This is a genomic window from Klebsiella sp. X1-16S-Nf21 (assembly GCF_002837615.1).
Lineage (GTDB): Bacteria > Pseudomonadota > Gammaproteobacteria > Enterobacterales > Enterobacteriaceae > Klebsiella > Klebsiella variicola.
The window spans coordinates 24,752-39,272 of the sequence record NZ_PJDK01000022.1; the positions used below are offsets into that span (position 1 = coordinate 24,752).

The 14,521-nt window shown below is 55.1% G+C and carries 9 protein-coding genes; 4 read left to right on the forward strand and 5 right to left on the reverse strand.

Going from position 1 to position 14,521, the window contains the following annotated elements; genetic code table 11:
- Window positions 1-29 precede the first annotated feature (29 nt).
- Entirely contained in the window at window positions 30-2,453 is a 2,424-nt protein-coding gene (gene bamA / locus CW267_RS12395; protein ID WP_032731696.1) for an outer membrane protein assembly factor BamA, read from the reverse strand.
- A gap of 625 nt (window positions 2,454-3,078) precedes the next feature.
- Here bamA and CW267_RS12405 point away from each other — a divergent pair.
- Together CW267_RS12405 and CW267_RS12410 are read left to right on the forward strand one after the other, a co-directional pair.
- The gene (locus CW267_RS12405) at window positions 3,079-4,839 is read left to right on the forward strand and encodes a tannase/feruloyl esterase family alpha/beta hydrolase (protein WP_043875938.1); all 1,761 of its coding nucleotides are present in this window, start codon (window positions 3,079-3,081) and stop codon (window positions 4,837-4,839) included.
- Between the two features lie 33 nt (window positions 4,840-4,872).
- Window positions 4,873-5,241 carry a helix-turn-helix transcriptional regulator gene (locus tag CW267_RS12410; protein ID WP_008807288.1) on the forward strand — a complete coding sequence of 123 codons (369 nt, stop codon included), beginning with the start codon at window positions 4,873-4,875 and terminating at the stop codon, window positions 5,239-5,241.
- 263 nt (window positions 5,242-5,504) lie between these two features.
- On the opposite strand, the gene CW267_RS12415 is transcribed toward CW267_RS12410, so the two are convergent.
- A complete protein-coding gene (locus CW267_RS12415) occupies window positions 5,505-7,763 on the reverse strand; it encodes a TonB-dependent siderophore receptor (RefSeq protein ID WP_008807289.1) in 2,259 nt (752 codons plus the stop codon).
- 588 nt (window positions 7,764-8,351) lie between these two features.
- Between CW267_RS12415 and CW267_RS12420 the strand changes: the two genes are divergently transcribed.
- Window positions 8,352-9,932 carry a lytic transglycosylase F gene (locus tag CW267_RS12420; protein WP_100781426.1) on the forward strand — a complete coding sequence of 527 codons (1,581 nt, stop codon included), beginning with the start codon at window positions 8,352-8,354 and terminating at the stop codon, window positions 9,930-9,932.
- Between the two features lie 136 nt (window positions 9,933-10,068).
- Here the strand turns inward: CW267_RS12420 and ssb1 are convergent, their stop codons facing one another.
- The gene (gene ssb1 / locus CW267_RS12425; RefSeq protein ID WP_008807292.1) at window positions 10,069-10,596 is read right to left on the reverse strand and encodes a single-stranded DNA-binding protein SSB1; all 528 of its coding nucleotides are present in this window, start codon (window positions 10,594-10,596) and stop codon (window positions 10,069-10,071) included.
- Between the two features lie 251 nt (window positions 10,597-10,847).
- Here ssb1 and uvrA point away from each other — a divergent pair, with 251 nt between their 5' ends.
- Window positions 10,848-13,673 (forward strand): excinuclease ABC subunit UvrA, encoded by a 2,826-nt coding sequence (uvrA, locus tag CW267_RS12435; protein ID WP_008807293.1) that lies wholly within the window; start codon window positions 10,848-10,850, stop codon window positions 13,671-13,673.
- Here the strand turns inward: uvrA and CW267_RS12440 are convergent, their stop codons facing one another.
- Together CW267_RS12440 and CW267_RS12445 are read right to left on the reverse strand one after the other, a co-directional pair.
- Window positions 13,674-14,030 carry an MmcQ/YjbR family DNA-binding protein gene (locus CW267_RS12440; protein ID WP_008807294.1) on the reverse strand — a complete coding sequence of 119 codons (357 nt, stop codon included), beginning with the start codon at window positions 14,028-14,030 and terminating at the stop codon, window positions 13,674-13,676.
- 3 nt (window positions 14,031-14,033) lie between these two features.
- Entirely contained in the window at window positions 14,034-14,450 is a 417-nt protein-coding gene (locus CW267_RS12445; protein WP_008807295.1) for a secondary thiamine-phosphate synthase enzyme YjbQ, read from the reverse strand.
- Window positions 14,451-14,521 lie beyond the last annotated feature (71 nt).

Consider the following 14,521-nt stretch of genomic DNA (forward strand, 5'->3'; position numbering starts at 1 on the left):
AGGCAGGCCCGTTGGACCTGCCTGCGTTTTTACCAGGTTTTGCCAATATTAAACTGAAACTGTTCTGCTTTATCGCCATCATACTTTTTAAACGGCTCTGCCCAGGAGAAGACCAGTGGACCGAGGGGAGACATCCACTGCACGGCAATCCCCGCGGAGAGACGAATATGACCCGGATCGCCGTAATCAGGGATCCCTGCCGCCAGCGTCTGCGCGGTGTTCTGCCAGGATGTGCTCCAGACCGTCCCGGCATCAACAAACAGCGAGGTTCGCAGGCTATCGGCGTACTTATCATTCACAAAGGGGGTTGGAATGATAAATTCGCTGTTCAGCACCGCCATGGCATTCCCGCCGACCGCATCAGATGAGGCGTCCAGCGGGCAGGCGCTATAGCTGCTTTCGCTACCATTGCAGCGGTAATAGGCCGCTTTAGGCCCAATGGTGTTAGAAGAGAAGCCGCGCACTGACGACGAGCCGCCGGCGTAAAAGTTATCGTAGAACGGTACACTTTTGCCGTCTAACCCACCGGCATAGCCTGCACGCAAACGTTCCATCCAGACCCAGCGCTTATTCTCGCTCAGCGGCAGATACTGGGCGGTGTCAAATGAGAGCTTGTAGTAGCTATTATCCGAACCGGGGAGGGTCACTTTACCGCTAAGACTGCTCTTGTTTCCCGCACGCGGGAAGAAGCCGCGATCGAGATCGTTATATCCCCATCCAAGACTCACAAAATAGTCGTTGGCGCTATATTTCGCGCCGCTGTCGCCATCTTTCGTCACCACGCTGGGCTCGATTCCCCGGGAGCTGAGGTAGCGCCAGGTCGTCAGCTCCGGATCCATATTGGTCAGGCGATTATGAACATAATCCAGTCCCAGGTTCAGGGAGTTATTTTCGCTAATGGGAAACCCCAGCGTACTGCCTAAGCCATAGCTCTGCTGGTTATAGCTCCCGGCATCCGCATCGGAAGCATCATAGCTGTTATAAAAAATCTTTCCGCCCAGGCTGATGCCATCGACGGTAAACCACGGGTTCGTCGCCCCCAGTTCAAGATAAGACTGGTAGCTGTTGCGCGTCCCGTTGAAGCTAACGCTATTACCCGTTCCCAGCCAGTTATCCTGAGTCACGCCAAGCTGATAGCTCACGCCGCTGTCCGTACCAAATCCCAGGCCCACGTTAAATGAGCCGGTGTTGCGCTCCTTCACCTTGTAGACCACATCGACCTGATCTGCCGTCCCACTGACCGGAACGATCTGCTGTTCAACGTTCTCAAAAAAACCCGTTCGGTCAAGACGTACTTTCCCTTGTTCGACTTTTTCGTTGTTGAGCCACGCCCCTTCCATTTGGCGCATTTCACGACGCAGCACCGCGTCCCGGGAGGTGTCGTTACCGGAAAATCGGATCTGGCGTACCGAGTAGCGGCGGCCCGCGTTGACCTGAATATGCAGCGCCACGCGGTGATGCGCATCATCGATTTCCGGCGTGGTCGTCACCTGCGGCCAGGCATAACCATACTTACCGAAACGCTTTTTGATCTCATTTTCAACTGTGGTGACTTGCGCCCCGCTGTACCATGCCCCCGCCAGCGGCTGGGCAAGGGCCTCGATCTCTGGGCCATGCTGCGCCAGGTCGCCTGTCACCTGAGTTCGGTCGACCCGATAACGTTCGCCTTCATTGAGGGCGATAGTGATATACAGGGATTTTTTATCTGGCGTCATACTGACCAGCGTGGACTCGATAGCAAAGCGCGCATAGCCGCGATCGAGATAAAAACTGCGCAGCGTTTCCAGATCGGCTTCCAGCTTCTGCTTCTGGTATTTTTTATCGGCTACCACGTTCCACCACGGCACATTATCGCGTAGCTGAAGCTGGTCCAGGAGCGTCTCTTCCCGAAACGCCTGATTACCGATAATGTTTATTTGTGCGATTTTCGCCGAGATGCCTTCCTGAAAGACGAACGTTAAGTCAACGCGATTACGCGGTAACGGGGTCACCACCGCGTGAACCTGCGCACTGTATTTCCCCGCACTGTAATAGAAATCCTGTAACCCTTTTTCTATTTCGCTAAGCGAATTTCTGTCCAGTGCGCTACCTGCAGAAATACCGGACGCGGTGAGATTTTCCTTTAGCGCATCATCCTTCACTGACTTATTCCCGGAAAAACTGACGCTGGCAATAGTGGGCCGTTCCTTAACCTGCACCACCAGCGTTTTCCCATCGCGCAGGATCTGCACATTCTCGAAATTGCCGCTCGCATACAGCGCGCGCACAGCCTCGCTGACATCTTCTGGCGTCACCGCATCTCCCGCGTGCAATGGCATACTTAATAGCGCTGCCCCGACGGTCACGCGCTGTAGCCCTTCAAAACGGATATCATCAACTTGATATGATGTTGCGGCATATAACGTTAAAGGGGCGATCAATAATCCGCTGATGATATGAGTCTTTTTTAACATGAATGTGTCGTCTACGAGATAATGAGCAATAGCAGTATTCTGCTGGTGTTGAGCTTATTTGTTCAGGATGCATCTCTAAAATGTGCGACAGAAAATAACCTGAGCGAGGCGCAGAATTACATGCAATTATGGCGATAAAATGGAGAAAAAAAGGATGTTAAATCATCTTTAAAAATATATTTAATGATGGAACTTTTGCTGAACGCCGTGGTTCTAATGGCCAACACCAGAGCTATATTTAGATTTACCTGAACGTTTTTTATTAAAAAAGCCCCCTTTCTTGTTAATGGAAAGGGGGAAAATTCTCGTTAGGAATGATGCTCTCTGGGATCACCAGGAACAGGGAGAAAAATATCCTGAAACCCAGCAGATATAATGAAGAGAAATTGAATAAATTATGCAACTGATATCACAACATTCTACCCCGTATACACTGCCAAAGGCCGTTAACGAACATCTCCATATTTTCCTCAAAATAGCAGAATACAGTAGGGTCGCCTTATCAAGGCATCAAGGAAAGTCTATCGTTATCTACAATAGCCAAGCAGTGGCGCCTCGCCAGGGAAGGTGAGGCATAGGCTTCGCCATCCTGCCGCCTCCCATCATTAGCAACAGGGAACTGCGTATGACACGCTTACTCAAGACGATCTTACCCGTCATCCTCTGCACCCTCTTTGGGTTATCGTTCGCTTCACCCACGCAGGCTGCCGCCAGTCTGCCGATGGTTCTCCCCGCGCTAACATGCGATGCGCTGAGCGCGACCGACTTCAGCGCCGCCGTTGGCGCAAAGGTCACTATCAACCACACTGAAATGCAAACCTCCGCGCAGGGAAGCTGGTGCAAGGTGAGCGCCACTATCGCCCCCCAGATTGGCGTGCAGATTGCCCTGCCGACCCAACGCTGGAGTCAACGTTTCTTGCAGGTCGGCTGCGGCGGACTGTGCGGGAGTATTAACCTGAGTCTGTCGAATGCCAGCGGCTGCCTGCCGGCAATGAACGGCGAGTTTGTGGTGGCAGCAACCGATATGGGGCACCATGGCAGTATGATGGATGCTTCATGGGCCGAGGATCCGCAAAAGCGCATCGATTTTGCCTGGCGCGCCAACCACCTGACCGCCGTGCTGACCAAAGCGGTGATTCAGACGCTTTACCGCCAGCAACCAAAGTACGCGTACTTTATGGGCTGCTCAGACGGCGGTCGCGAAGCATTGATGGAAGCACAGCGCTTTCCGCAAGATTTTGACGGTATCAGCGCTGGCGCGCCTGCGGCCTTTTTCCAGTTTCAGAATTCCTTCTTCCACGGCTGGAATGTGGCCGCCAATCAGCGTCCGGACGGTACCGCTATCCTGCTGAAAGATCGCCTTCCTCTGATTCACCAGGCCGTGCTGGCTCACTGCCCGACGCTTTCCGGCGTGCAGGATGGTATCCTGCAAAATCCGTATGCCTGTCAGTTCTCTGAGTCATGGCTCCCCCGCTGTCCTGCCGATGCTCAGGACCGTTCTACCTGCCTGACGCAGGAAGAGATCGAGGTGGTGAAAAAACTCTACCGCGGCGCTTACGACAGCCACGGCGCCCAGTTTGTCGCTGGCGGTCTGCCGCTGGGCTCCGAGCTACGCTGGCCGGTGCCCGAGACCCCGACCGGCCACTCGATGTCGGAAATGATGGTACTGCCGGCTCTGCAATCCGTGCTCCTGCCGGGAGGAAAACAGAAGATCCAATCGATGCGGGATTTCCCACTGAACCAGCAGAATTTTGACGCCGTCGCTCAACTGGCACCGCTCTATAACGCGGCAAATACCAATCTTCATGCCTATCAACAGCGCGGCGGCAAGCTTATCCTGTGGCACGGTCTGGCCGATGACTCCGTCAGCCCAGCCTTTTCTATCGCCTATTACCGCGGCGTAGAAGCAGAGATGGGCCATGCCGCAACGGATACCTTCCTGCGGTTATTCCTGCTGCCTGGGGTAGCCCATTGCGGTAATGGCGAAGGTTACGATCAAATTGATCTCCTTACCCCGCTGATGCGCTGGACCGAGGAAGGCATCGCGCCGCAAGAGATCATGGCCGGAAAACGGGCGCCAGCCGCCACCAGCCTGCCGCCGATGACAGAAAAACCAGATGCCCAAACGCAGTTTCACGGCGTGCAGAAAGTCAGTCAGCCTTTCGCTGACGCCGCCCCAGCCGTTATCGCGACTCGCCTGGCGTACCCCTTTCCGGCCATTGCCCGTTATAACGGGCACGGCGACGTGAATGACGGCGAAAATTATCATGCAGAGCAATCAACCGCGTTTGGTCATCTGCAGCTGGCAAAACCCGCCAGCGACTATATTGGCCCTGATAATCAAAAAAATTATCAGGTTCGCCACGGCGAACTCACTGTTCAATAAACCCCAAGGCTCCTCGCTGAGGAGCCATTCGTTATGGGATTAGCCGCAATCATGCGTAGCAAAACGCTCCAGCAATCGGTATTAAACGACCTGCTCTTGTGGATCGATAATAATCTGGATAAGAAACTGACCGTCGACGATCTGAGCGATATCTCTGGTTATTCCCCCTGGCATTTATTTCGACTCTTCCGCCATTATTTTGATCGTTCGCCCATGGAATATATCCGCCAGCAGCGCATGTCGCTGTGTTGCCGTTTATTGCTGACGACGCCTGGTTACCGAATCGTCGATATTTGTATGATGGTCGGTTATGACGATCTCAGTGCGTTTAATCGTACCTTCAAAAAATATTATGCGCTCACACCCACTCAGTATCGCTATCAGATCACGCGGCAAAAATAAGGAGGTCCCCCTCCTCCGCATCGCTGCGGTTGGGAATGGAAGGGGGACAGGGGATATTACAGAAGGGAAATAGCAGGATGCTATTATCGAACCCGGTCGGGATCAACGACCTTGCGCGACGGAAATCAGTATAAAAGGATATGTTGAGCTAATAATGTAGAGGGCGTGAAGATTTTGTCACGATTTATAACCGCCTCCTCCGCTCTCATCTGAAATAAAAAAACCGGGTCGCGCTGCACCCGGTTTACTCCTCATCAGGATCATCAGAAATGAGTATTAACGCTCATAAAGAAGGTCCGCCCCGACTCGTTATAGGTCTCCGCACCCGCGCCATACAGATAAGCCCCCGTCGTCGCGTTGCCGGTCGTTTGCGCATTCCCTGCCCGGTAGTGGCGAATATCAAACAGGTTATCTATCCCGCTGGTGAAGCTCAGATTTTTGTTCACATCCCAGGTCGCACTGAGGCCGACAATGCTGTATGGGCTGACTTCGTTTAGTTCGCTGCCGCTGACCGCCTCGCCCTTATAATTAAAGCGTTTTGGTTTCTGTCGACCATACCAGGTAAAGGTGCTCTGCAGGGAGAGATCTTCACGAACCTGCCAGCTCAAAGTCGAGTTCAGGGTAAACTGCGGGATCACTGACAGCCGGTCGCCGGTCGTCTTATTCTTGCTCTGCAGCATCCATGTCAGGTTATTGCTCCAGTTAACCGTCTCCCCCACCGGAAGATTCAGCGTTCCTTCCAGGCCTTCCACTAACGCCTTTGGTACGTTTTCCCACTGATAGATATTGGTGGTGCCGTTGCTGGCGGTGCCCACCGCCGCGTACCCTGACTCAATCTTGTTGTGATAGTCGTTACGGAACCAGGTGATTCCCGCCTGATAGCCATCATGCTTGTACTCAAGACCAATCTCTTTATTAACGCTGGTCTCCGCTTTCAGGTCGCTATTCCCCATCAGATAGCAGGCGGAACTACTGGCATAACAGCCTTGACCGTTGCTGTAGAGAATATAGTTCGGGTTCAACTGGTAGAGGTTAGGTGCCTTGTAAGCGCGGGCAATGCCCAGCTTCAGCGTCCAGTCATCCGTCAACTCCTGGGAGAGGTTCAGTGAGGGGCTCCAGTTATTGCCGACGATGCTGTGGTGATCGAAGCGCAGGGCGGGTGTCAGCATGGTACTGTCCGTTAGCGCCATATTATCTTCGGTAAACAGCGAGAAGATCTCGGCGCTGGAGTACGGGCTACGACCGGTAGCCGACACACCGTCGATAGTCCCGTAAGAGAGCGCCTGGGTTGTCGATACGCCATCTTTCATCCGCTGCTGATTCCATTCGGTGCCCAGCGTCAGATTCTGATCGACCCCCAGCGTAAACGGAATATTCACTTCGCTATGTAGCAGGACATCGGCCAGATCGATATCTGAAAACTCGCTACTGGAGAAGATCCCTTCCGTACCGCCCGCCAGCCCTTCATTCATTCGCGAGTTACGGGTGTGTTCGTACTGGGCATAGCTGTTGCTGGTCACGCCATTATCCCAGCCGCCGGTCCATGTGACGCCGTAAGTTTGCCGGTAGAGACGGTTGGTCTCTTTCCCGTACATACTCTTCACCAACGTACTGGTATTGGTGTTTTGCGTGTCGCCGGCATAGAGGTTGCCCTGGCGGCTGTAGCCGGCCTCAAACTCCAGGGCCTGCATCGGGGCGAACTCCCAGCGTAGCTTACTGTGAATATCTTTGTTCACCACCCCTTCACGTCCGGCGGGATAAGAACCGGCGTAGGAACCGGTACGCTCCGCTTCATGCCCGGCGTTAATGTCCTGAGCATCAGCCTGGGTTTTACTCAGATTACCCCAGAGATTGAAGCTGACACTGTCCGACAGTGGACCATTGAGGCTAAAGTTGGTACGTTTCGTCGCCCCTTCTTTACGGTGCTGCGGAGCATTCATATAGGTATTCCACGACCCGTGCCATTCTGGCGTGGTCGGTTTGGTCACGATGTTGACGACCCCGCCCATCGCGCCATTACCATAGCGCGCCGCCGCCGGGCCGCGGATCACATCGATATGATCGATCATCTCCGCTGGCACCCAACTGGTATCGCCGCGGGAGTCACGATCGCCGCGCCAGCCATACCGCACCGAGTTACGGCTGGTCACCGGTTTACCATCGACCAGCACCAGCGTATTCTCGGGCCCCATGCCACGGATATCAATTTGCCGGTTGTTGCCGCGCTGACCACTGGTGGAGTTGCCGGTCAGGTTTACCCCAGGTTGCGTACGAATTAACTCCGATACATCGCGGGCGGGGGGATGTTTGCGAATCTCCTCTGCGGTAATGGTCGACACGCCCGGTGCCTGCAGGTTCTGCCTGGCAGCGGTCACCACCATCGTTTCCTCCTGGTTTTCGGCCGTTGGGGTGCTCTTATCGCGCGTCGATTGTTCTGTCATATTCTCTGCCGCCTGCAGCGGCACGCTACAGGCGAGCAAAGGAATGACGATCCCCAGCGGGAAGTGAGACGTGTATTTCATAGAATATGCCCTGTTTTCTGTTGCTGTCGGGCATAACGCCTTCCCCAATTGAAAAAACAATGGGATAAAATACTCGCCTCTGCGCCTCGCCAGATTTTGGCGTAGGTCAGCCCCTTCCCGATAGTCATGGGAATAAGAAAACAGCATGAGGCATAATAAAATTAAGTGCCCTGTTTCATCATTAGAGAAAAAGCGCTGCGCGCTATTCTTTGATAGCGTAATCCAGACAGCGAATAATAAGAGTAATGTGCTGTGCTACGGTAATAAAAATGAGATTCATTATCAAGATGATAATAATCAATATCGGAGAAAAATAAAATAAACACAAATAATCAAACGGTTACAACAAAACAAATGGAGAAGAATAAAATAAAAATATCATCATCATTTTCTATTTATCATTAAAAAAACACATTTCCGCCATATTATCTCCATAGTTAAAGTAAAGATAAAAGCACATTAATAGCAAGCGATAGAATGGGAGAAGACTATTTGTCGGCATCGTTATGTTTTTTACGCCCTTGTCGTGCCCGGCTAACGGCAGCCGTTCTGCTAAAATAATCACATCCCCCTGCGGAGTGTTCCTCCATGAACGCCAACTTGCTATCACGCCTGTTTATCGCCTGGCTCACCTGCCTCGCGGCGCTGTTATTCGCCCCTATCCTGCTTGCGGCGGAGGCGGAAAAAGCGCCGCCAGTCGCAACCGAAGACAATACGCTGTCGATCCACATCGACGATATGCTGCAGCCATGGAAAGGCGATCTGCCCGGCATGACCGAGCGGCGCACCATTCGGGTATTAACCACCTACAGCAAGACCTTCTTTTTTATTGATAAAGGCACTCAGCGCGGAGCAACCCACGATATCTTTATGGCGCTGGAAAACGATCTGAATAAGCAGTTGGCGAAGGATAAAAAGCTCAAACAGCGCCACCTGAAGCTGCATATCGTTTTTGTGCCGGTCAGCCGGGATAATCTCTTTATCGCGCTTAATGAAGGTAAAGGCGATATTGCGGCTGCCAATCTGACCATCACGCCCTTGCGGGAAGCCCAGGTCGATTTCGCCCAGCCGCTCTACAGCAACGTGAAAGAATTACTGATCTCCGGGCCGGCATCGCCGAAGATCGACAGCCTGGAGCAGCTCTCCGGCCAAACCGTCTTTGTTCGCCGCTCCTCCAGCTATTACGAGAGTCTGCAGGCGCTGAATGCCCGATTTGCCAGTGAGTCGCGGCCGCCGGTTATCCTGGAGGCAGCGCCGGAAGCGCTGGAGGATGAAGATCTGCTGGAAATGCTCAACGCCGGGCTGATTCCGCTGATCGTCGTCGATCAACACAAAGCCGTTTTCTGGAAACAGGTGTTTCCGAAAATTCAGGTCCATGACAACGTGGTGCTGCGCGACGGCGGCAACATTGCCTGGGCGGTACGCAAAGACAGCCCGCAGCTGCTGGCGGTGCTAAACAACTTCGTCAAAAAGAATCGTCAGGGCACCACGCTGGGTAATACCCTCCTGCTGCGTTACCTGAAAAATGCCAAATATGTCAAAAATGCCGCCGCGAGTAAGGAAAGGCGCAAGTTCCTCGCCATGGTGGAAGTCTTCCGCAAATATGGCGATCGCTACGATGTCGACTGGCTGCTGATGGCGGCCCAGGGGTACCAGGAATCGCGACTGAACCAGTCGGTGCGAAGCCACGTCGGCGCCGTCGGGGTAATGCAGGTGATGCCCAGCACCGGAAAAGAGCTGAAAGTGGGCGATATTAAACAGCTGGATCCCAACATCCATGCTGGCGTGAAATACATGCGCTGGATGATAGATCGCTACTATGCTGATGAGCCCATGACCCGGCTCGATAAGGCGCTGTTTGCCTTTGCCTCCTATAACGCGGGTCCGGCGCGTATCGCCCGCCTGCGCACCATGACTAAACAGCGAGGATTTGACCCGAACGTCTGGTTCGGTAATGTCGAAAATCTGGCGGCAGAAAAAATTGGCGCCGAGACGGTCACCTACGTCAGTAATATCTATAAGTATTACATCGCCTATCGGCTGATCGTCGATGATATGGCCCGCAAACAGAAAGCGACGGCCGCGCCGCGACAGGAGCCAGCAGCAGAGCCAGTGAAACCGCAGCCCAGCGTGGCGACGCCGGAGACCGCTCAGGCGCCCTCTGCCTGAAACGCTCGTCGCCGCAGGTTAAAAACCGGTTCTGACACGGTGGCGCAGAAAAAATGCTGAAAGGATAAAGAAAAAGCCCCGGCGAAACCGGGGCTTTTTGTATTTTACGGCGCAGGCAACGCGTTTAAGGCAAGCCTTAAAACGGGATGTCGTCGTCGAAGTCCATCGGCGGTTCGTTAGAAGAAGGCGCTGCCGGGGCCTGCTGCTGCGGACGGGACTGTGCGCCGCCGCTGAACTGGTTGCCGCCCTGCGGCTGCTGAGGCTGACCCCAACCGCCCTGCTGCTGGCCGCCGCCTGCCGGCGCGCCGCCACCCTGACGGCCGCCCAGCATCTGCATGGTGCCGCCAACGTTAACCACGACTTCGGTGGTGTATTTCTCCTGACCGGATTGATCGGTCCACTTGCGGGTACGCAGCTGGCCTTCGATATATACCTGAGAGCCTTTGCGCAGATACTCGCCAGCGACTTCCGCCAGTTTGCCGAACAGCACAACGCGGTGCCACTCGGTCTGCTCTTTCATTTCGCCGGTCTGCTTGTCACGCCAGGATTCGGAAGTTGCCAGCGTGAAGTTGGCGACAGCGCCGCCACTTGGCATGTAGCGTACTTCCGGGTCCTGCCCCAGATTACCGACGAGAATCACCTTGTTTACGCCTCTGCTGGCCATGTTCGTGTCTCCTGAATACGTTTCTTAATAGTTTAAACGCGCGAGTGTACCATTTCCACGTAGCATTTTGATAGCTGCGAGGCTGATTCCAGAGATAGCACTCGTACAAGACATTGTTGCACACTCCCCCTGAATTTGCATTCCGATACTGTATATTCATTCAGGTTAAATTGTGTCATAATTAGCCGTTTCTGCCGTTTGTCCTTCAAGCAAACCAGGCAATCCGTGTATCTACCTACCGGGAAAGGTGAATGGATAAGATCGAAGTTCGGGGCGCCCGCACCCATAATCTCAAAAACATCAACCTCGTTATCCCGCGCGACAAACTCATTGTCGTCACCGGGCTTTCCGGGTCTGGCAAATCTTCACTCGCTTTCGACACCCTGTATGCCGAAGGCCAGCGTCGCTACGTCGAATCGCTCTCCGCCTATGCGCGACAGTTCCTGTCGCTGATGGAGAAGCCGGACGTCGACCATATCGAAGGGCTGTCGCCGGCGATTTCCATCGAACAGAAATCAACCTCTCACAACCCCCGTTCGACGGTGGGTACCATTACCGAAATTCACGACTACCTGCGTCTGCTGTACGCCCGCGTCGGTGAACCGCGCTGTCCGGATCACGACGTGCCGCTGGCGGCGCAAACCGTCAGCCAGATGGTCGATAACGTCCTCGCGCAGCCGGAAGGCCTGCGCCTGATGCTGCTGGCGCCCATTATTAAAGAGCGTAAAGGCGAGCACACCAAAACCCTGGAAAACCTCGCCAGCCAGGGCTACATCCGCGCGCGGATCGACGGCGAAGTCTGCGATCTTTCGGATCCGCCGAAGCTGGAGCTGCAGAAGAAGCACACCATCGAGGTGGTCATCGACCGCTTTAAGGTGCGCGACGATCTGGCGCAGCGCCTGGCCGAGTCGTTCGAAACCGCGCTGGAGCTCTCCGGCGGTACCGCCATTGTGGCCAATATGGATGATGAAAAAGCGGAAGAACTGCTGTTTTCCGCTAACTTCGCCTGCCCGATCTGCGGCTATAGCATGCGCGAGCTGGAGCCGCGCCTGTTCTCCTTCAACAACCCGGCGGGCGCCTGCCCGACCTGCGACGGCCTCGGCGTTCAGCAATATTTCGATCCCGACCGCGTGGTGCAGAATCCGGAGCTGTCGCTGGCGGGCGGCGCCATCCGCGGCTGGGATCGCCGCAACTTCTACTACTTCCAGATGCTGAAGTCGCTGGCGGAGCACTATAAATTCGACGTCGAAGCGCCGTGGGGCACCCTCAGCGCCAGCGTGCAGAAAGTGGTCCTGTACGGTTCCGGTAAAGAGAATATTGAATTCAAATACATGAACGATCGCGGCGACACCTCGGTACGTCGTCACCCGTTCGAAGGCGTTCTGCACAATATGGAGCGCCGTTACAAAGAGACGGAATCCAGCGCCGTGCGCGAAGAGCTGGCGAAATTCATCAGCAACCGCCCATGCGCCAGCTGTGACGGCACGCGGCTGCGTCGTGAAGCGCGCCACGTGTTTGTAGAGAACACCCCGCTGCCGACCATTTCCGATATGAGCATCGGCCACGCGATGGACTTCTTCAACAACCTGAAGCTCTCCGGCCAGCGGGCGCAAATCGCTGAGAAAGTGCTGAAAGAGATCGGCGATCGCCTGAAGTTCCTTGTCAACGTCGGTCTGAACTATCTGACGCTTTCCCGTTCGGCGGAAACGCTCTCCGGCGGCGAAGCCCAGCGTATCCGTCTGGCGAGCCAGATTGGCGCCGGGCTGGTTGGTGTGATGTACGTGCTGGATGAGCCTTCTATCGGCCTGCACCAGCGCGATAACGAACGCCTGCTGGGTACCCTGATCCATCTGCGTAATTTAGGCAACACGGTGATCGTCGTTGAGCATGACGAAGACGCGATTCGCGCCGCCGACCATGTGATCGATATCGGCCCTGGCGCTGGGGTCCACGGCGGCCAGGTGGTGGCCGAAGGGCCACTGGACGCCATTATGGCGGTACCAGAATCCCTCACCGGGCAGTTCATGAGCGGTAAGCGCAAAATCGAAGTGCCGAAACAGCGCGTACCCGCCAATCCGGAAAAAGTGCTGAAACTGACCGGCGCGCGCGGCAACAACCTGAAGGATGTGACGCTGACCCTGCCGGTCGGTCTGTTTACCTGCATTACCGGCGTTTCCGGCTCGGGTAAATCGACGCTGATTAACGACACCCTGTTCCCGATTGCTCAGCGCCAGCTTAACGGCGCGACCATCGCCGAACCGGCGCCGTATCGCGATATCCAGGGGCTGGAGCACTTCGATAAAGTGATCGATATCGACCAGAGCCCGATCGGCCGTACGCCGCGCTCCAACCCGGCGACCTATACCGGGGTGTTTACGCCGGTGCGCGAACTGTTCGCCGGGGTGCCGGAATCACGTTCACGCGGCTATACGCCAGGGCGCTTTAGTTTTAACGTTCGCGGCGGGCGCTGTGAAGCCTGCCAGGGTGATGGCGTCATTAAGGTTGAGATGCACTTCCTGCCGGATATCTATGTGCCGTGCGACCAGTGCAAAGGCAAACGCTATAACCGCGAAACGCTGGAGATTAAGTACAAGGGTAAGACCATCCACGAAGTGCTGGATATGACCATTGAAGAGGCGCGTGAATTCTTTGATGCCGTACCGGCGCTGGCGCGTAAGCTGCAAACCCTGATGGACGTCGGCCTGACCTATATCCGTCTCGGCCAGTCGGCGACGACGCTGTCCGGCGGCGAGGCGCAGCGCGTGAAGCTGGCGCGCGAACTCTCCAAACGCGGTACCGGCCAGACGCTGTATATCCTCGATGAGCCGACCACGGGTCTGCACTTCGCCGATATTCAGCAGTTGCTGGAAGTGCTGCATCAGCTGCGCGATCAGGGCAATACCATCGTGGTGATTGAGCATAACCTCGATGTGATTAAAACTGCCGACTGGATTGTCGATCTGGGTCCGGAAGGCGGTAGCGGCGGCGGCGAAATACTGGTCTCCGGTACACCTGAGACCGTCGCCGAGTGCGAAGCCTCGCACACCGCGCGCTTCCTGAAGCCGATGCTGAAATAATTAGCGGGATAGCTGCTGCCGGACCGACTCCGGCAGCATTTTCACCGCCTGCTGGTAAGATGCATCGACCAGGTAGTAGATTTGCGAATCCGGCAGCGAGCCATCCAGAAAGACGGTGCTCCAGTGCGCTTTATTGAGATGCTTGCTGGGCCGGACATCGCGATGCTGCTCTCGCAGCAGCTCCGCCAGTTCCGGGCTCGCTTTCAGCGCGACCGCCGGCCGCTGGTCCTCCACTTCCTTCACCATGGCAAACAGCACGTCCGAGACTTTGATCTGCGTGGCTTTCCAGTCGCTATGGACGCTCTGCTCCGCTCCCGGTTTCGCCATGCAGTACTGCAATAACTCCGAAATTGTCATCTTTTATTCCCCCATGAGCGTCGCAACGATGTGCCGCGAACCGCCGTGTATCCGATGCTCCCCCAGCCAGATGCCCTGCCAGGTTCCCAGCCTGACGCGCCCGTCCTCGACCGGCAGCATCAGCGACACGCCAAGCATCGATGATTTGATGTGCGAAGGCATATCGTCAGGACCTTCATAATCATGTTCGTACGGCGCATTGTCCGGCACGGCGTTGAGAAAATACTGCTCCATGTCATAGCGGACGGTGGGATCGCAGTTTTCGTTGAGCGTCAGGGAAGCGGAAGTATGCTGGAGCAGGAGGTGCAGCAGGCCAACCTTCACCCCGGACAGCCCGCGAATCTGACCGAGGACCTCATCGGTGACCAGATGAAAACCGCGGGATTTTGGCCCAAGCGTCAGGGTTTGCTGATACCACATCATCGACTCCTTTTGCGAATGAATCCTTCTAAGTGTGCAGCAATACGTGAAAAGGTAAAACCTTCCACCCC